Source organism: Dyadobacter psychrophilus, assembly GCF_900167945.1.
GTDB classification, from domain to species: Bacteria; Bacteroidota; Bacteroidia; order Cytophagales; family Spirosomataceae; genus Dyadobacter; species Dyadobacter psychrophilus.
Genome location: NZ_FUZA01000002.1, coordinates 1,576,168 through 1,595,078, shown reverse-complemented (window position 1 = coordinate 1,595,078; position 18,911 = coordinate 1,576,168). Strand labels below are relative to the sequence as shown.

Annotated in this window: 19 protein-coding genes; 13 read left to right on the top strand and 6 right to left on the bottom strand. The window is 44.7% G+C overall.

Annotation, left to right across the window (positions count from 1 at the left end; genetic code table 11):
- Nucleotides 1–51: 51 nt before the first annotated feature.
- The 5 genes from B5X68_RS13645 to B5X68_RS13625 all read left to right on the top strand — a co-directional run bounded on the left by B5X68_RS13645 (nucleotide 52) and on the right by B5X68_RS13625 (nucleotide 3,869).
- Nucleotides 52–417, top strand: coding sequence for a winged helix-turn-helix transcriptional regulator (locus tag B5X68_RS13645; RefSeq protein ID WP_082215209.1), 366 nt, complete (start codon nucleotides 52–54; stop codon nucleotides 415–417).
- 43 nt (nucleotides 418–460) lie between these two features.
- Complete coding sequence (locus tag B5X68_RS13640) at nucleotides 461–1,243, top strand: class I SAM-dependent methyltransferase (RefSeq protein ID WP_082215208.1); 783 nt, start codon at nucleotides 461–463, stop codon at nucleotides 1,241–1,243.
- Nucleotides 1,244–1,254: 11 nt separating this feature from the next.
- Entirely contained in the window at nucleotides 1,255–2,571 is a 1,317-nt protein-coding gene (locus tag B5X68_RS13635; protein ID WP_082215207.1) for a BNR-4 repeat-containing protein, read from the top strand.
- 74 nt (nucleotides 2,572–2,645) lie between these two features.
- Nucleotides 2,646–3,392: a ThuA domain-containing protein gene (locus tag B5X68_RS13630; RefSeq protein ID WP_082215206.1), complete on the top strand. Its 747-nt coding sequence runs from the start codon at nucleotides 2,646–2,648 to the stop codon at nucleotides 3,390–3,392.
- 114 nt (nucleotides 3,393–3,506) lie between these two features.
- Nucleotides 3,507–3,869, top strand: coding sequence for a DUF1304 domain-containing protein (locus B5X68_RS13625; RefSeq protein ID WP_082215205.1), 363 nt, complete (start codon nucleotides 3,507–3,509; stop codon nucleotides 3,867–3,869).
- Between the two features lie 62 nt (nucleotides 3,870–3,931).
- Here the strand turns inward: B5X68_RS13625 and B5X68_RS13620 are convergent, their stop codons facing one another.
- On the bottom strand, nucleotides 3,932–4,303 hold the full coding sequence (locus tag B5X68_RS13620) for a hypothetical protein (RefSeq protein ID WP_082215204.1): 372 nt from the start codon (nucleotides 4,301–4,303) through the stop codon (nucleotides 3,932–3,934).
- A 651-nt stretch (nucleotides 4,304–4,954) separates the two neighbouring features.
- Here B5X68_RS13620 and B5X68_RS13615 point away from each other — a divergent pair.
- Together B5X68_RS13615 and B5X68_RS13610 are read left to right on the top strand one after the other, a co-directional pair.
- A complete protein-coding gene (locus B5X68_RS13615) occupies nucleotides 4,955–6,250 on the top strand; it encodes an AAA family ATPase (RefSeq protein WP_082215203.1) in 1,296 nt (431 codons plus the stop codon).
- Nucleotide 6,251: 1 nt separating this feature from the next.
- Nucleotides 6,252–7,097: a DUF4435 domain-containing protein gene (locus B5X68_RS13610; RefSeq protein ID WP_082215202.1), complete on the top strand. Its 846-nt coding sequence runs from the start codon at nucleotides 6,252–6,254 to the stop codon at nucleotides 7,095–7,097.
- Between the two features lie 71 nt (nucleotides 7,098–7,168).
- Here the strand turns inward: B5X68_RS13610 and B5X68_RS13605 are convergent, their stop codons facing one another.
- Together B5X68_RS13605 and B5X68_RS13600 are read right to left on the bottom strand one after the other, a co-directional pair.
- Nucleotides 7,169–7,678: a DUF4411 family protein gene (locus B5X68_RS13605; RefSeq protein ID WP_082215201.1), complete on the bottom strand. Its 510-nt coding sequence runs from the start codon at nucleotides 7,676–7,678 to the stop codon at nucleotides 7,169–7,171.
- Complete coding sequence (locus tag B5X68_RS13600) at nucleotides 7,675–8,847, bottom strand: XRE family transcriptional regulator (protein WP_082215200.1); 1,173 nt, start codon at nucleotides 8,845–8,847, stop codon at nucleotides 7,675–7,677. Before B5X68_RS13600 ends, B5X68_RS13605 begins: the two co-directional genes overlap by 4 nt.
- Nucleotides 8,848–9,184: 337 nt before the next feature.
- Between B5X68_RS13600 and B5X68_RS13595 the strand changes: the two genes are divergently transcribed.
- Together B5X68_RS13595 and B5X68_RS13590 are read left to right on the top strand one after the other, a co-directional pair.
- On the top strand, nucleotides 9,185–9,433 hold the full coding sequence (locus B5X68_RS13595) for a SymE family type I addiction module toxin (protein ID WP_082215199.1): 249 nt from the start codon (nucleotides 9,185–9,187) through the stop codon (nucleotides 9,431–9,433).
- 120 nt (nucleotides 9,434–9,553) lie between these two features.
- Nucleotides 9,554–10,162: a dihydrofolate reductase family protein gene (locus B5X68_RS13590; RefSeq protein ID WP_082215198.1), complete on the top strand. Its 609-nt coding sequence runs from the start codon at nucleotides 9,554–9,556 to the stop codon at nucleotides 10,160–10,162.
- Between the two features lie 9 nt (nucleotides 10,163–10,171).
- Here the strand turns inward: B5X68_RS13590 and B5X68_RS13585 are convergent, their stop codons facing one another.
- Both B5X68_RS13585 and B5X68_RS13580 read right to left on the bottom strand, forming a co-directional pair.
- Complete coding sequence (locus tag B5X68_RS13585; RefSeq protein WP_082215197.1) at nucleotides 10,172–11,248, bottom strand: spore photoproduct lyase family protein; 1,077 nt, start codon at nucleotides 11,246–11,248, stop codon at nucleotides 10,172–10,174.
- Nucleotides 11,249–11,334: 86 nt separating this feature from the next.
- The gene (locus tag B5X68_RS13580; RefSeq protein WP_082215196.1) at nucleotides 11,335–11,910 is read right to left on the bottom strand and encodes a helix-turn-helix domain-containing protein; all 576 of its coding nucleotides are present in this window, start codon (nucleotides 11,908–11,910) and stop codon (nucleotides 11,335–11,337) included.
- Nucleotides 11,911–12,044: 134 nt separating this feature from the next.
- Here B5X68_RS13580 and B5X68_RS13575 point away from each other — a divergent pair, with 134 nt between their 5' ends.
- From B5X68_RS13575 to B5X68_RS13565, 3 genes are all read left to right on the top strand, one after another.
- Nucleotides 12,045–14,288: a M28 family metallopeptidase gene (locus tag B5X68_RS13575; protein ID WP_082215195.1), complete on the top strand. Its 2,244-nt coding sequence runs from the start codon at nucleotides 12,045–12,047 to the stop codon at nucleotides 14,286–14,288.
- A gap of 163 nt (nucleotides 14,289–14,451) precedes the next feature.
- Nucleotides 14,452–15,000, top strand: a complete 549-nt coding sequence (locus B5X68_RS13570; protein WP_082215194.1) for a dihydrofolate reductase family protein — start codon at nucleotides 14,452–14,454, stop codon at nucleotides 14,998–15,000.
- A gap of 208 nt (nucleotides 15,001–15,208) precedes the next feature.
- The gene (locus B5X68_RS13565) at nucleotides 15,209–15,670 is read left to right on the top strand and encodes a YMGG-like glycine zipper-containing protein (RefSeq protein WP_229208396.1); all 462 of its coding nucleotides are present in this window, start codon (nucleotides 15,209–15,211) and stop codon (nucleotides 15,668–15,670) included.
- 94 nt (nucleotides 15,671–15,764) lie between these two features.
- On the opposite strand, the gene B5X68_RS13560 is transcribed toward B5X68_RS13565, so the two are convergent.
- Complete coding sequence (locus tag B5X68_RS13560; protein ID WP_082215193.1) at nucleotides 15,765–17,336, bottom strand: M81 family metallopeptidase; 1,572 nt, start codon at nucleotides 17,334–17,336, stop codon at nucleotides 15,765–15,767.
- Between the two features lie 178 nt (nucleotides 17,337–17,514).
- Between B5X68_RS13560 and B5X68_RS13555 the strand changes: the two genes are divergently transcribed.
- Nucleotides 17,515–18,798, top strand: coding sequence for a Gfo/Idh/MocA family protein (locus B5X68_RS13555; protein ID WP_082215192.1), 1,284 nt, complete (start codon nucleotides 17,515–17,517; stop codon nucleotides 18,796–18,798).
- Nucleotides 18,799–18,911: the final 113 nt, after the last annotated feature.

The window sequence follows — 18,911 nt, the reverse complement described above, 5'->3', positions numbered from 1 at the left end:
GCTATATTTGTACTTACTTTTAGACAAGTACTTACCCCAAAGTATGTATCAATGACAAAGGTCAAAGAAAGCTCGACGTACAATGCCAACCGGGAGATCGTGTTGCAGGAATGCCCGGTCACTTATGTGATGAATAAGATCGGCGGACATTGGAAACCCATTATTTTGTTTCACCTGCTGGCGGGCAGCAAGCGCTATTCGGAGATTAAGAAGGCTATGCCGCACATTACGGAGAAAATGCTCATTCAGCATTTGAAACAGCTCGAAAGCGACAAGTTATTGATCCGCGAAGCCAAGCCGGTTGTGCCGCCTTATGTGACTTACACGCTTACAGATTCGGGCCGGGATCTCGAACCAGTGATCAATGCCATGGCAGAATGGGCTTTTAAGGATATGAAAAGGCATGCATTTGTTTAAAGATGGGAAGCGGTTACATTTGTAAAAACCACTTGACTACGCCATGCACAATGAATCTTTGAGAGATCTTTTTTACAGCCACCGTGGAAATCTGATCCATAAGTGGGACCATTATTTTGATATTTATGAAAAATATTTCGCTAAATATCGTGGTCAGAAGGTTAATATGCTGGAAATCGGCATTTCGCATGGCGGTTCGATGCAGCTTTGGAAAAAATATTTCGGAGCAAATGTGCATGTCTATGCCATCGACATTAACCCCGATTGTAAAAAGTTAGAAGAAGAAAACACAACGATCTTTATTGGCTCTCAGAGTGACAAGGCGTTTTTAGAAAATGTTGCCAGCCAATTGCCTGAGCTCGACTTCATTATCGACGATGGCGGGCATACGATGAATCAGCAGCGTGTGTCGTTTGAAACCCTTTATATGAAGGTGAAAGAAGGTGGTTTGTATCTGGTTGAGGATACGCACACTTCCTATTGGGCCGAATTTCATGGCGGCCTCAAAAATCCGAACTCATTCATTGAACAGTCCAAACACCTGGTTGACTCGCTCTATGACAGTCACGTTATCGATAAAAGTAAGGTGACTATCAATGAAATAACCGATCACATTAACAGCATTGCATTCTACGATTCTATTGTCGTTTTCGAAAAGCAACTGCGCAAAAAGCCGTTTCACAAGCAAATTGGTAAAAAGACAATAAAGCCTTACGAACCAACGGAATTGAAGAAAGAGACCTGGTTTGAGTCTTTCATGTCCCGTTTTAAGAAAAAGGAGGAACACCCATTTGCCGCGAATGATGGCGGAATCACTGAATTATAATCAGATAAAATATGAAAATCCGCGTCTTGATGTTGGTATTGATTTGCTTAGCCGGCAAAATTCAAGCTCAAAATGTGTCTGCATTGACCGAAGACGGCGCCTGGTGCTGGTTCAGCGATCCGCGCGCCATTTATACCAACGATAAAAACGGGCAAGTCGTCACCGGCTGGGTGACCAAATCAGGCGATATCGTTGCGGCTTCCCTGGATCTTAAATCCGGAAAAACGGTTCAGAAAACGCTCTATACCAAGCTGGAAATCGATGATCACGACAATCCGGCTTTTCTGCAACTGCCGGACAAAACCATTTTAACCCAATACACATGGCACGGCGGAAGCAAAGACGCAATGGGCGTGATCCAGAATACTACTTTAAAACCACTGGACATCACAACATTCTCTGATTCAATCGTCTTTAAGCCACAAACAGCCGCGTTGCTAGCCAAATTCAAGCGCGAGACTTACACTTACGCCAATCCGTTTGTATTAAGTTCGGAAAATAACAAGGTGTACAGTTTCGGCCGTTGGGTGGGTTTCAAGCCAAATTTCATCACATCTACCGACAACGGCAAAACATGGTCTGATCCGGTTGTGGTGATCACTTCGAAGGCTTTGGATACCAATAACCGGCCTTATGTTAAATATTATTCCGATGGCAAATCAAAAATCCATCTCATTTTTACAGACGGTCATCCCAATGCCGAACCGCTGAATTCTGTTTACTATTGCTATTACGAAAAAGGCGCTTTCTGGCGCGCAGACGGCACAAAAATCGCGAACATTGACCAGCTGCCATTCCACCCGTCCGATGCCACGGTTGTTTACAAAGCCACGCCTGAAACCGGCAAGGCCTGGATATTTGACATTGTAATCGACCAGAAAGGAAGACCCGTTGTCGCTTACACGCGTTACCCGACCAATGAAAACCATCAATATTATTACACCGTTTTTGATGGTAAAAAATGGAATGACCATCATCTGATCGACTCCGGGAAATGGTTTCCGCAAACGCCCGAGGGCAAAAAAGAACGTGAAGAGAACTATTCCGGCGGCCTTACCATCGATCCGCTCGAACCTTCCATTGTCTATTTTTCACATGAGGTTAATAATGTGTTTGAGATCTCGAAAGGCGAAACGAAAGATCTCGGCAAAACCTGGAAAATAACGCCCGTTACCAGGGATTCGAAGCTGGATAATGTGCGCCCCGTGATCCCGCGTTACAAAAAGAAGGGCGACAAAAACATTCTGTTATGGATGCAAAACCACAAGTATGTGCATTATACCGATTACGACACGCGCATTGTCTGGAAAGAATTGACATCTCGCTAAAAGTATATTTCACGCCACTCTTGTTTTAATAGTAAACAGAAATTCCCCGTTTAAACACCGAATCCCAAAACATTATGTTCAAAAAATTACTGCCACTGCTTCTTGTCATTGTGAGCGCGGCATACGCCCAGGCGCAGCAGTTTAAAGTGTTATTATTTACCAAAACAGCAGGTTTTCACCACGTTTCCATCCACGAAGGCGTTGCCGGAATCAGAAACCTCGCTTCGCGCCACAATTTCTCAGTGGACTGGCAGGAAAATGCAGATGTTTTCAGTGAAAAAGGACTGGCCAATTATGCAGCCGTCATTTTTCTGAACACGACGGGCGACATTCTCAATGATGCACAACAGGCAACATTTGAAAAATACATCAAAAGCGGAAAAGGCTTCGTAGGGATCCACTCCGCGGCCGATACGGAATACGATTGGGCGTGGTATGGCAAGTTGGTAGGGATGTATTTCAAAACTCACCCGGCACAGCAAACCGCATTTCTGGACGTAAAAGACAGCAATTTCCCAGGCTTGGAGCGCTTCCCAAAACGCCTCCTCTGGACGGATGAATGGTACGAATACAAAAAGCCATACAACGCCGACGACCTCAAAATCCTGATAACACTCGACGAAAAATCATACGATCCAAAAACCAACCAAGGCACCGGAATGGGCGCAGAACACCCAATGGCCTGGTATCACAACTACGACGGCGGCCGCGCATTCTACACCGGGCTGGGCCACATCGGATTGGTTTACTCAGATCAATCATTCCTCGATCACCTGTACGGAGGCATTTACTGGGCCGCTACGGGGAAAGGTTTGAAGTAGAAATTGAATATTGAAATAAGCAAAAGAGCTGGCCATTTCCTGAATTAGAATGGTCAGCTATTTTTTTGTAATATTAATAAGTCATCCCATTTGTCAACCTAGCCCAATCCACTTATGGAAATCCTTGGCAAAATCCTCGTCGGCCTCGTGGCGCTTGAACATCTTTACATTCTCTACATCGAAATGTTTGCCTGGGAAACAAAAGGCAAGGAAATATTCAAAGGCTCGCTGGCGCCGGAGCTGTTTAAACCTACCAAAACGCTTGCCGCCAACCAGGGATTGTACAACGGATTTCTGGCAGCTGGCCTGATCTGGTATTTTTTTCTCGAAGGTCACTGGGCATTCCACATCGCCATTTTCTTCCTGACCTGCGTAATCGTCGCCGGCATTTACGGAGCCGTTACAGCCAGCAAAAAAATATTTTACGTACAGGCGTTACCGGCCATTGTGGCTTTGGTTGTTTTGCATTTTCGGTAGTACGCACTGTTAAATGAGCAACGCGGGCGCAACCAAGCACGCCCGCATTGCAATATCTGTTTTTAAGCGAAAAAGCTAGGTTTTTGCAAGTAACCTGGCTGCCAGCTGGCATCGCGGCGACGCAATGTGCGGGATATGGTAAGCACTTCGTGCAGACGTTCCTGTTGGTCACTGATAGAATCCTGGCTGTGAAAATACTGGCCAATGATCTCCCATTCAAAAGAATCCGTGTTAGAATCATAAATCCCAACCGGAACGCGGTTGCCATCTGTCATCAGCATGCCCAGTACATACTGCGCCTCTTCCTCCGACGAACATCCTACGTGCTGATACTGTCCCTTAAGCGTATAAAGTACAGAGTAACGGTTAGCCGAAGACTCCTGGCGCTGCTCTTTTGTCTTATTCTGTTTCGTGTGTTTTTGTAATCGTATCATGATAATGTCTGTTTCAATCGCCCCGGGTTTCTGTTAGGGGCTTTTTTTGTGGTATTAAAATAGTTATGGAATGAGGGAAATATTTACAGTTTTCAAAATGCATTTTATTGCCTTCAATTGTGTAAACGTAGATTGGTTGTCAATAGTTTACTTGGAAGGGTGGGGTGGGTGAAGTTCTTCTGATAGGGAAGGTGTTTGTTGGAATAGTGCAATTTCTATAAAATTAAAGAAGTTACACTAGATCAATACAGTAAAAATTCTGCCTCCCAATTTTTTATATCCTTTAACATGGAAATTGTTTCTGCTGAGAAACTTTACCTTTTCTTTGCCACCGTGATGTTTAAGCATTATATTATGAAGTTTACTGGCTTATAAACCTAATAACCAGCTTCATTTCACATGCGTAATTAGAATGGATGCCTTGAGTACTTAAGGTTGTGGTATCACTTCTTGTAAACTAGCTGGCTGGCTTATCTAAAAGCTCGGCTCATTTGTAGAAGACACAACACCTATTTCCAACTTCTTGAAGTGAAGGAAACTTAAATAATCTATGCCGTATTCGCGGCTTTAATAATAATGTAATAATTTTAATTGCTGTTTAAATCAGGATTCAGGTAAATAAACTTACAGATACTAATAATACTTTTAATTATGAAAATAACATCAATAAGAATAGAAAAACTCTTTGACATATTTAATTATTCCATATCCTTTAGAAATAACGAAAATATTTTAATAATCACTGGCCCAAATGGTTTTGGGAAAACGATGGTACTTAATATTATTTTCAACTTATTTAATAAAAATTTTTCATTTTTTGAGAGTTTAGTTTTTGAAAGAGTTGGTGTGTGGCTAGATGACTATACTTTAATTTCTATAACTAAGATCAAAGATTCTAAATCTGTTAAGATTAGATTTGAGGTAACACAGTATGGGCAAGTAGTAGCTACCATGAACTATCCTAGTAAAGTACAAAAAGAATTTGTATCATCACTTCATAGATATTTGCCAGTCAGTCGGATTGACGAGGACAAATGGATCGATCTTCGAACTGATAAAACTTTAAATATTACGGAGATTATTAACGAGTTTGGCGATCAACTGCCACCTGAAATATTAGATTCTGTCGGCCTATATAAATCCAACGAGATTAACAAATATCTTGATGCACTGAATGTACATTTGATAAAAGAACAGCGATTATTTAAAAAAGTAAAAAATAATGATAGAAATCCACGATATGAAAAGGATCATTCCCTCATGATTGAAACCATTCAAACATATGCCAAAGAATTGAAACAACTTATTTCTTATTATTCGCAGGAGTCATTTGTAATTTCTCAAAGACTCGACAGTAGTTATCCCGATCGCCTAATTAAAGAAAAAAACAAGCTTTCTGAGGCTGATTATTTATACCGATTTGCCAGTTTGAAAGAAACTCAGGAGAAACTTGCAAAGTATGGATTATATGAAAGAAAGCAACAAATGCTTAGATACAGTCCGGAGGATGCGAAGGCACTTTTAGTATATATAAATGATTTTGAACAAAAATTGGGTGTATTTGATGACCTTCTTGAAAAACTAGAATTGTTCACAGGCATATTAAATGATAGAAGATTTACATTTAAAACCATAGAAGTCGATAAGGAAAAAGGGTTTTACTTTAAACCGCACAAAGGAAAGGAGTTAGAGCTTTCGCAATTATCTTCCGGTGAGCAGCATGAAGTGGTGTTACTATATGAATTGATTTTCAATGCGCGACCCGGAGTGCTAGTTCTTATCGATGAACCGGAGATATCACTTCATATTACCTGGCAAAAGCAATTTTTAAATGATTTATTGAGAATTATTCGAATTCAGAGATTCCAAGTAATCGTGGCCACACACTCACCTTCGGTTATAAATGATAGATGGGATCTGGTATATAACCTAGAATCAACGTTTTAACATGATAAGAGGCTTTATAACCTATCAGGATAAGCTAAACGAACTACGACTTGACCTTTCGCATCCCAATAATAGGGGGATTGCATATGTACTTGTTGAAGGCGACACAGATATTCGGTTGTTTCGTAAAACGTTTGATTTAACAAAATGTCGAGTGGAAGCTGTTCCAGGGGGGAACGTGAAATTAGAAGAATGTGTCGCCACTCTATCTGATAAACACAAGCTTGTTATTGGAATAAGGGATGCAGACTTTTTACATTTGGAGGAAGCTCCATACGAAAAGAATAACATGTTTTTGACTGATTTTCATGATATGGAGATGTCCCTCATATATGAGGATGATATATTAAGTTCATTGTTGTTTGAAAATACAGATATGCCGCCAAGCGAGCATTCTAACATCAGATTAAGTATCTTTCAAATAATCGAAAACGTTAGTTACTTGAGATTGATTAATTATAAGCACAACGCTGAATTCTCATTTGAAGTCGGATTTCAAGATCTTCTATCGTTTCAAACAAATAGCCTGGATCTTGCTAAATTTTTCCAGCGTATTCTCGCAAAATCCGAGAATGCGAGATTCCTCAACCTGGATGACTTGCTCGAAATGATTGATACGGAAAAGCAAAAAGGAAATGACTATTATCAAGTTACGAATGGCCATGATTTTTTCAAGGCGCTGTCTGCGTATATAAATCAGTCAGGGGAAGCCTTGATTTCTGGCGATAAAGTTCTATGCATCACATCTCGTGTAACTTATTCACTAGCGCACTTCAAAAAGACAAATCTGTACAAAAATGTTAGACAGTGGGGCGAATCTGTTGGATGCGAAATTTGTCTTGTATGATGTCGTGACTTTATCATGTGAATCCTTTTTTGTTTACCCGATTGATCTTGCATGACATTATGTTTCAATGCCTAGATGCATCTAAGGCAATCAAATGCAATACCAATATCTTCAACCAATCCAAAATCATTCATCCACTCAACCCCCATATTTTCACAAACATTCGGAATCTTGACCCTACTTGCATTCAATGCAGTAACCTTCTCCTCCTTCGTAACCACAGCCGCACCCTCACACATTGCATGGGCAATTACCCAAGGATCGGCCAGAGATCTTCCTCTCACATTGTCAACTAATGTTTTGTGAATAGGATTTGCAGCCCAAATCATTTGCAGGCATTGAATCACCTTTTCATCGATGTCTCTAATTGCTATGCTGCTTTTTTTGAGCCATTTACATAAATCATCGTCGGTTCGGACGATTTCTTCATAGACCATATTTGGAACAAAGATTTTCCCGGCCTTTCCTAACTCATTCAGCACATCCCAATAGCTTGGGCAGAATTTTGGAGAATAATAGAAGTTCCAGGCCTGGATCAGCACGTTGGCGTCCAGGCAGTACTTTTTATTGTCATTACTCATTTATATAACTGGGCTTCTAAATTGTGAAAGTGATTGATTTTCACGTTGAGTAGCGAACTTGCCTGAGTTGGTTCAAGGCTGCCGCCACGAAAAGCGTCCAGAACGGTTTGAGTAAATAGTCGGCTGTTTTTTTGAATTTGCAATAAATAGTAGCTCGGCCCGCCAGCACTTTCTTTTTGTCTGGCTTTTTTCTCAGCTTCTTTGATAAGAAAAGCTTTGAACTCGGCATCGGCTGCCCTTTTTAGGCTTTTGTATTGATCTAAGGAAATCAAATTCAAATTCAATGCTCGGACAAGTAATGCAAATGAGCTTACCCCGAATGTTTTTGCTGCACTGAAAATTTGAGGTGCTGAATGGTAAATGTTACTGCCCAAGCTTGCTAATAAATTACCAGGTATCAATGCATTTGCAGCTACTTCGTTACAAAATAGCTCAATCGGGTGCATTCGATCGGCTTTCTGAAGGCTTGGCTCTACATCGGCAGAAATGCCCGTAGCCGCAATCCAGATATGAGCGAGCTCGTGAACAAGTGTAAATAATTGTGGGGCATTCCAGTCCTCGGAATTGATGAAGACAAATGGCGCATAAGGATCAGCAATCGCGAAGCCTTGTAATTCGTCACGATCTAATGTGAGGTGTGAGTTTATGAAACTTGTTCTTGAGATAAAAATGCCTTTCGCCTCTGCTTTATCTATCCATTCCTTCATCGCATTCCCATTGAGGTATTTGGCAGGAGAAATATCGAGCGTTTTCAGGATATCGTGCGCAACATCGGCCGGATTGTCTTTGATTGAAAATCGTCCCACAAATGCAAATCGTGATTCGCTGTTTCCTTCATTCGTTTCGCTGATCCAGACCTGTTTCTGCTGAATTTCGCGAATAATAAAGACGGAGCCTGTACTTAATGGTTTGGAATCGCTTCGACGAAAATCTTGCAATGGTTGAAAATCGCGAGGAATGTCGGGAAGGAAGAATAATGCAAATGGCCTTTTATAGGCTCTCGCTAATGTTTGGGCTTGCTTAATTGTTGGCTGAGTTGTGCCTGCTTCCCAATCTCGTAATCTTTCGACAGGAACATTAACTTTTGATGCCGCTGTTTCAACGGACATTTTTGCGGACTCGCGAGCCCATTTAAATACTATAGGTGTGATAAATGCTTTGTCTGCCATGCAGTTTGAGGAGGCTACTTTATGTTGTTAAGTCATGTAGGGGCGGCGTCTACTCAATGTTTAAATCAAAGACCTGCACCAAACAGAAACCTGATAAAGCTATGCACTTTCGGCAAATCAATTAAGCGAGCAATCAAGATTTTTTAGCAAAAAAAGAAATTTTGCAAAAGCACATGCATAGCATCAAACAATAATTACTTGGCGTTTCATGTATAAAAATAGGCGTTTAAAGTAATATCCATCAGTTATAAGTAGCTTATAATTAGTTTGTTATATATTATTTTCGTTTTCTTCTAAGTTTTTTCCTTGCTATAATTGCAATGTAACAACTACAAGTATGACACACGAAAAAGACATAGCACAAGAGGGCGAACGCCAGCTAAAAATCTACCAAAAATACCAGCGCCGCGAAAACACACCCGCCGTTTTCTTCCCTGAAATCCGCCTTTGCGGGAAGTGGCTCCAAGATTTGGGTTTTGCTTGTGGAGAGGAAGTGACAGTGAAGTATTTTAAAAATAAATTGGAGATCACGCTAAATCCCGTTGCCGAAGTCGAACCAGCGCAGGTTAGGAGGCGGAAAAGATAATAATGATTCTGCTGTCGCATTCCCCCCTCGCAATCGTCGGATTTACACCGCGTTTCTTGCTCGGCGTTTGCTGAACTTGCACATGTCAATTGAATCTTAAACATTTAATCTTGAAACGACATGAGAAGGATCATCATCAATGAACATTTGAGTTTGGACGGAGTAATTCAGGGACCGGGTGGGCCGGATGAGGATACAACGGGCGGTTTTGAGCTGGGCGGGTGGTCGGCGACTTATTCCGATGACGTTACGAGGGAAACGCTTTTTGCGGCACTGAATGAGGAGTACGATTTGCTTCTGGGACGTTTTACTTTTGATATTTGGGAGCCATACTGGCCCAATCAGTCCGGACCGATCGCGGAGAAATTTAATAAAATCAAAAAATATGTGGCTACGCAAACGTTGTCCGATGCCAATTGGGAGGGGACCGTTTTGCTTAATGGCGACACCATTGAACAGGTTAAAGCGCTGAAAGCCGGGGACGGGCCCGATCTGCACATGTGGGGCAGTGCTGATTTTATCCAGTCCTTGTTCCGGCACGGGCTGATAGACCAGATAAACCTGTGGATTTATCCCGTGGTGTTGGGAAAAGGGAAAAAACTTTTTGCCGGAGGGACGCTTCCTAGTGGCCTCAAATTGACGAAAAGCGCTGTGTCTTCCACGGGCGTGATCTGCGCCACATTCATACCCAATGGCGAAGTGCCGACTGGCAATGCTGCGGATGATTAGACAATCAGCTTAAAATGCGTAGCGGATCTGGCAATAAGGAAGTTGTGACGATACCGCATTCACAAGTTCGCCGACAATTTCGCGTTTGATGTTGTTTTTGTAACGCACATTTTTCTGGCCGGTCTGGCTGTATTTCACTTGCTGGATTTCTGGCTTCCAAAGCACTTCCTCGGCTTTGGGATGCCAGCCCAGGTTCACTTCGTGCAGCCGGTCGTTATGGGTCAGGAAAATGATTTCTGTGGCCAGCTGTGCTTTGGTGGCTTCATCCAAAACCTGGTTCATCTCGTCAAAGAGCGCATACCAGTCGTCCAGCCAGCCTTCGTAATAGATCACAGGCGCAAAGCTGACATTCACCTCGTAACCCGCTTCCCGAAATTCATTCATCACCGCAATGCGCTCGCTGATGGGCGTTGTGCGGACGTCGACGAGCTTGGACATTTGGTGCGGCATGAGGCTGAACCGGATACGGGTTTTACGCTGCGGATCATAGCTCAGCATCCCGCGGTTTACAAATTTCGTTGCGAAGGTGAGCTTGGCATTAGGCAGTTCTTTGTAGAGGTCGATCAGGTTTTTGACATTATCACAAATCGCCGCGTCCGCAGAGCAGTCGCCATTTTCGCCAATTTCATACACCCAATATTCCGGGTCTATGGCATCGGGTTCGGTTTTAATACCCTGGCGTCCGGCGTGGCCCCGGAGATATTTCATGATCTGTTCAATGTTCACAAAAATCGAAATCGGATTCGCATACCCTTTCCTGCGCGGAACATAGCAGTAGGAACACGACATGGTGCAGCCGTTGGACTGCGACGGTGCTACCCAATGTGAACTGCGCGTGTTTGCACGGCAAGTCAGGCCTTTTTTCGTGCCCAGGATCAGTACATTCTTTTTATTCCAAAGCCAGTCATCAACAGAACCTTCAAACCCGAAAAGCTCAGGAATTTTCCAGTGTGAATCAACTTCAATGCGCTTTGCATCAGGATATTTAGCTAAAATTTCCCGTCCGCGTTCATACGTGGGCACGTCGCGTTCCATGTAGATTTCATGGATAGTAAGCAGGTCGTCAATCGTTTTTTGATGAAGCATAGCAATGAAGTTTCCGGCCTTTGACAAAAAGTTTGCCAGAAGTGGCTTGGGACGGAAACGTTTACTGCTATGCGAAACCCGCGGATCTAAATTTGAGCATAAAGCTCGCTTTCATTACGGGTAATTTTTTTGGTGGCGACAATGATATAAACCGTGTTGGCGATGTATAACAGCAGCATAACCGGCATCATAATGAGCGGATTGACAAAAATTTGCCCAAATAAAACGGGTAGAATCAGAAATGCCGCCAATCCGTAAGTGAAGAGTGACCAGATGATCTGAAAGTTTACTATGCGTTTGCCAAGCTCGGCGACGCCATTGATTTTATTCTTTTTCAAAATCCAAAACGCGAGCGGCAGCAGGATATTTCCGAAAGGGATAAACCAAAAGCTCAGTGCGGAAAGGCTCATTAATTTCAAAAATCCAGGATCGTCCTCGGTTACCATAGCCGGTGCTTCGATCATTGCCGACATTTCCTGCACCGACACATCCAGTGCCCGCGCCAGCAGCCGCAACGTTTCTCCTCGCGGAATGGCATTTCCCGTTTCAATGCGCTGCAAAGTACGGAGGTTAATGCCCGCGTTTTCGGCCAGTGCTTCCTGCGAAAGGCCTTTGCTTTTCCGCAGCGTACGAATTTGGTCAGAGATGGTTAGTTTGCTCATAGTGAAGATGTTTTGAAGCAAATTTAATGGTTGAATTTAATGGTTTGTTGCGGTTTTATTGCGGCGTTTGGGCGGCAAATTGAACAAATCACTATCTTAGGCAATCCTGTTACTCAACCATTCACTCCCATCCGATGCACAAGATTTTCAGAAAAGCCTCAACCTGCATTTTCCTGTTTACCCTGACATTGACCACCAACTTGCATGCCCAGCAACTCATGGGTTTTGGGTCGGACGCAGCCAAAAAAGAAATAGACCTTGAAGCCACATTTGACAAGCAACTTCAAGCCAATAATTTGAAAGATTGGATGAAGCTCATGACCGCCTATCCGCATCAGGTAGGCTCGGCCTATGGCCTTAAAAATGCACTTTTTATCAAAGACAAACTAACTTCCTGGGGTTTTGATACAAAAATTGATACAGTTCACGTCCTATTCCCGACGCCAAAACTCAGGGTTTTGGAACTGACTGAGCCTACGAAGTTCAAAGCGTCTTTGATGGAAAAACCATTTAAGGAAGATGCAACTTCGGCGCAGACTAAGGATGTTCTACCGCCTTATCATGCCTATTCGGCCAATGGCGATGTGACAGCCGAGCTTGTGTTTGTAAATTATGGCATTCCTGATGATTATGAGGAGCTTGCAAAGATGGGAATTGATGTTAAGGGCAAAATTGTGATCGCCAAATATGGCAATTCCTGGCGGGGGATCAAGCCGAAAGTTGCTTACGAGCACGGCGCTATTGGCTGCATTATTTATTCGGATCCCAAGGAAGATGGTTATTTTCAGGGAGATGTGTATCCGAAAGGACCTTATAAAAATGAAACGGGAGCGCAGCGCGGCTCGGTAGTGGATCTGCCGCAAGCGCCCGGAGATCCTTTGACCAATGGATTTTATGCCGATGCGCAAAACAAGCGCCTCGCCGTCGAGCAAGCGCCTGCCATGATGAAAATCCCGGTTTTGCCGATTTCTTATGCCGACGCATTGCCATTATTGAAAGCATTGGGCGGACAAGTTGCACCTGCGGCCTGGCGCGGTGCATTGCCAATCACTTACCACATTGGTCCCGGCCCGGCAAAAGTGCATTTGAAACTGGAATTCAATTTTGACATTGTGGCTTGCTATAATGTGATCGCCACATTAAAAGGAAGCGAATTTCCGGATCAATGGATCATCCGCGGAAACCACCATGATGCGTGGGTCTTCGGGGCGGCGGATCCCGTGAGTGGCGCGGTGGCGGAGTTGGAAGAGGCGCGTGCATTGGGGGAGTTGGTCAAAACAGGCTGGAAGCCAAAAAGATCGATCGTTTATTGCTGGTGGGATGGCGAAGAGCCGGGTTTGCTTGGTTCGACCGAGTGGGTAGAAAAATACAAGACGTTATTGAATGATAAAGCAGTGATTTATATCAATTCCGATGGAAACGGTCGAGGTTATTTGGGCATGGGCGGCTCGCATACATTGGAAAAATTCATTAATCAGGTTGGCCGCGATGTGGTGGATCCCGAAAAAGGAACCAGCGTTCTCGAACGCCTGCGCTCCCGCACGATCATCAGCGGCAGCCCAACTGCCAAGCAGGAAGCCCGCAGCCGCTCCGACCTGCGCATTGGCGCATTGGGTTCCGGTTCCGACTATACGCCGTTTATCCAGCATTTGGGTATTGCCTCACTGAACCTGGGTTATGGCGGCGAAGACAGTGGAGGGGATTATCATTCCATTTTCGATTCGTATGATGATTATATTCGTTTCAAAGACGGCGATTTTGCTTACGGCGTAGCATTGGCTAAAACAGCAGGTCGCTCCGTGTTGCGCTTTGCGAACGCCGATATCCTGCCGTTCGAGTTTGGTAACTTTTCTAACACAGTTCAGATGTATGCTGCGGACGTAAAAAAGCAACTGGAAACAGCCCGCACAGCCGCCGAAGAACACAATAAGTTACTAGCAGAAGGCCGTTTCGAAGCCGTAGCCGACCCGAAAGAGCCCAAGCAAAACATTACAGCCCAGCCCGTTGCGCCTTACCTCAATTTCGCACCGCTGGACAATGCTCTGACCAAATTGCAGGAAAGTGCAAGCGCATTTACGGCAGCAACAGCAAAATCCGAAAACTTAACCGCCAAAAAGCTGGTCCAATTAAATGAGATCCTATACAAAACAGAGCGTTACCTTATTAACCAGGAAGGCCTGCCAAAACGCCCCTGGTACAAACACCAGATCTACGCCCCAGGCTTCTACACAGGTTACGGCGTAAAAACGTTGCCCATGATCCGCGAAGCCATCGAACAAAAAAACTGGACGGAGGCCGAGCACGGGATCACAAGAGTTTCCGAGGCTTTGAAGAATTTTGCAGGGGAGATTGATAAGGCGGTGGAAGTTGTGAAGTAGCTTACCAGATGGAGAGCCATAGGCCCGGCCGATTTGGTGACCCCGGGTTTCACCCCGGGGATTGGCACTACGTTTCTTTTGAGGTTGGCGAGTATTTTGGTGGGTGTGGTCGGATTATCAGATGATTTTATAATTTTGAAATTCACATTAGCCAAAAAATAAAATGAGAAAAGTAGTGCTTGACCTCGCTGTCACCCTGGACGGCTTTATTGAAGGTCCAAATGGTGAAATCGACTGGTGTATCATGGATGAAGATGTTCAGGCTACAAGTTTTACCGATTTTCTGGACAGCATTGACACCATTCTTTACGGACGCATCAGCTACGACATGTGGGGCCAATATCAGCCGGAACCAAATGCTGGTCCCGCCGAGCAAAAGCTGTGGGAAACAGTCCATAGCAAAGCGAAATACGTGTTTTCCAGAACTGCAACGCCGGATAGCAAAGCCACTTACATTCATTCCGACATTCTCGGTGAGATTGAAAAGTTAAAGGCAGCGCCTGGCAAAAATTTGTGGCTTTACGGTGGCGCAAATCTTATCACAACTTTTATTAACCTGGGTCTTGTCGATATTTTCAGGCTGGCGGTGCACCCGATCATTCTGGGCGCGGGTAAGCCTCTTTTTTCCAACATTCAGGATCGGGTCCCGCTCACATTGCAGGAAGTGAAAACAGCTAAATCAGGCGTTGCACTTATGACTTATATCCGATGAGATACCGCTTTTGATTCCTGTTGTTTCCTGCTTTGTTTTAGTACTTTTTCTTGCAATCAAGACGAAATTGTGGATAAGGTCGTCAATTTGGACAATCTCAGGATGGCTCTATCCGACCAAGGTGCCCCAAAATGTATTGTTTGCAGTGCATTGTGAGGTTGGCACGGTTTTAGGACTAATCCGTGATGTTAACCAACCTAACATCAAAATGAACAAATTACCCATTTCGATAATCAGTGCAGCAATCTTCATGGCATCCTGCAATAGCAGCGCTGATAAGGAAGCGACATTATTGAAAGAAAAGCAGTTTGCAATCGATTCCATGAAGCATGTTATGGAGAAGAAAGCAATTGTAGACTCTATGAATACGGTAATGGCCAACCGCGAAGCCGAAAAGAAAGCTGAGGAAGCAAAAGTTGCGGAAGAAAAAAGCGAAAGGACTGTTGCAGCCAATTCAACTGCCCCTGCACCCGCGGCGCGTAAAAAAGGATGGAACCATACGGCAAAAGGAGCAGTCGTTGGAGCCGGGACTGGCGCAATCACTGGTGCAATCGTTAACAAAAAGCGCGGTGAGGGAGCCCTGGTCGGAAGTTTGATCGGTGCTGGCGTAGGAGCTGGAACCGGTGCGATTGTTGATAATTCAAAAAAGAAGAAAAGAAATAATAACTAATCAGCACACACATATAATTAACACACACACATTAAGAGCAAACACACACAAACAGGCAGCGATCTCACAAACATGTGAGATCGCTTTTTTTGTCCTACTTCGTGTCCGATGACGGTACAAACTGCGCCTTCAAATCAGGCTCTTTCATGTCCTTGTCCAACGGGAACATGGGTCTTTTGATGCGTTTATAGCCCAATGTTTCCAGATTTTGATCGACGCCGCCGGGCGTTAATGCCAGGATCCAGTCTGCACGCATATTGTAAAGTTCTGGTTCCAGATAACCAATTTTCACAACTACAATGTCCGCTTTTCTTGGATTAAGCCCCAATCTGGTAAAGTCTGCTTCCTTATGGTAAGGCTTGCGTTTGGCAGTGACGATAATGTGTACGCTGCCCACTTTTACCACAACCTCGGTTTCCGCATTGCGGTCGCCGTGCTCGATCGCTTCCACCGTGCCGACAAGGTGCAGGGGAGGCGCTAAACGGAAATCTACTTTTGCGCCTGCGTAGCCATCTACTTTATTACCCACACCGGCTGCAATGGCCGCCTTTACAAGGTCCGGGCCAGGAATAGAAGCGTAGATCAGGGCCGGGCCGTTGTCGTTCTTAAACTCTGGTCGCGCCAATATTTCCTGCAATGTCCAGGTAACGTCTCCCGCACCGCCGGCTGTCGGGTTGTCGCCCGAATCGCTGATGAAGAACGGGTGTTTCTGACTTTTTACTGCTTTGTCCAATGCTTCTTTCAATGTGCCAGTCGGCGCAACGAATTCGAAGTCCGACCTTACTTTCCAAAAGCTCGCGGCCAGTTGTTCCGCCGTTTTTGAAACAACAGCCTTATCGTCGCCGGTTACCATTACAACGGCATGATTACGAGGCTCGTCCGCCCATGCATACCCAATCCAGATCGCGGCGTCTATCACACCAGCTTGCGCCGCAGCAGGCGCGACTTTGGAATATAATGTCTTTCCAGGCTCAATTCTGGTGCTTGTTTTTTCGCCTGGAAGGAGGATAGGAACCGGGATCCAGGCTTTGTAAGCAGGTTTTCCTTTACCACTTTCGAGCCTGGCCAGCAGATTATCAACTGCTCTTTTCTTAGACTGCATAGCATCTTCATGCGGAGCCATCCGGTAGCAAGTGATCAAATCCGTGTTTTGCGCGAGCCGCCAGGAAACGTTTCCGTGCAAGTCCATGGAAGTTGAAATAATGGTTTTTGTGCCAATAACAGCACGAATCCGAACAATGAAATCACCTTCCGGATCATCAAGCCCCACTACGCTCATCGCGCCATGAATGTCGAAGAAAAGGCCGTCATAAGGTCCGTTCTTTTTCAGCAATGCCAATGTCTGCTTAACCAGCGACTCATAGGCTTCGCGTGTAACCGCCCCGCCGGGAAGCGATTTGCCCATCAGGGCCGGGATCCAGTTGGCGCGTCCGCGGTCAACTGAATCCTTTGCTAAAAACGGGTAGGAAGTGAAAATATCATCGCCATATTTCGCTTTGAAAGCTTCTTCGGTGGTTAATGCAGGTGAAAATGTGCTGGACTCGATCCCTAATCCGGCAATAGCAATGCGTGGAAGCGCTTTTTCAGGTATTCTCCCGATTTCGGCCGCATTGATCTGGCTTATGGTGAGACAAAAACTTAAAATCAGGAGAAAAGAATGTTTCATATCCGATATGTTACAAAAATAAGGTTAGGACTGCTTTGCTTTGAAAAATAGTCAAAAAAGGGGAGAAAATGCGCCGTTAACCTGCGTCGTAACGCGGGAGTATTAAAATAGAGTAATTTCTGCTTCCTAACGGCCTTTAACTCAAATAACAACTACCTAAAACCTTAATCCCACATCCATGAGTGTGCATACCAACAGGAGAGATTTTGTAAAAATGGCGGGTCTCGGCGCGCTTGGGTTCACCATTTTACCTTCCCTTTATGGCAAAGCGCCAGCCAGCGACCGCCTGCGTATAGCCCATATCGGTGTCGGCGGAATGGGGAATAATCACATGAAATGGTTTGCTGATTTGCCGGAAGTGGAAATTGTAGCACTTTGCGATGTGGATGAATTGCACCTGGGCGAAACGAAAACCAAGCTGGAAGGCATGAAGCCCGGCATTAAAGTGGACACTTACGGGGATTTCAGGAAAATACTGGACCGCAAGGACATTGACGCTATCACCATCGCTACGCCGGATCACTGGCATGCACAGATCGCGGCGCTGGCGTTTCAGGCCGGGAAAGATGTGTATGGTGAAAAACCGCTTTCCTACTGTCAGCGTGAAGGGAAAATGATGTTGAAAAACATGGAAAAGAACAACCGCATCTTTCAGATGGGTAACCAGATCCATGCCGGTGACAACTTTCACAGGGTGGTTGAAATTATCAAATCCGGCGCAATAGGAAATGTGCATACGGTACGCCTATGGAAGCAGTCGACGACCAAAGAACTGGGTTCGCCCACGGTTCAGGCTGTCCCGAAAACCCTGAACTGGGATATGTGGCTTGGGCCGGCGCCTTTTACGGAATACATTCCGGAAAAATGCCATTTCACCTACCGCTATTTTCTCGATTATTCGGGAGGGGAGTTTGCCGATTTCTGGTGCCATATTGCCGATGTCGTTTACTCGTCCATCCAGCCAAAGGGTTTGAAAAAAATAAAAGCGACCGGTGAGGCTTACACTGGCATTGCCGATGCGCCAAAAACATTGAATGTGGATTATGAATTTGATGGTTTGAAAATCCTTTGGACGTCTCTGCCGCCCGATATTCCCGGTGCTGCTGATCAGGGGATTGGGGCATTTTTTGAAGGAGATAAAGGAACGCTGATGTGTGATTATAACACCCGCAAAATCAACATTAACGGTGAAACTATGACCGACATTGCAAGCGTTCCCATCACCAATCCACGGTCACCGGGCCATCAGCAAAACTTCGTCGACGCCGTCAAAGCAAGAACGCAGCCCGAATCCAACCTTGCATATGCCCGCGAACTCACCATGCCAATGCACCTCGGCCTCATTTCCTACCGCCTCAAAAGAGAACTAACCTGGAATGCAGAGAAAGAGAAGTTTGTAGGGGACAAAGAAGCAAACAAGCTCCTTTCCAGGAAACCGCGGAAGGAGTGGGATTTGGTGTAGCCGATGCTAAAACTTGTCCGGATCGGCCCCTCATAAAGTCTAATTTACACCCTGTCTGATCAACATTAAGTCTTTAATTTTGAAGATATGATGAAAATGAAATCAGCCGAGTT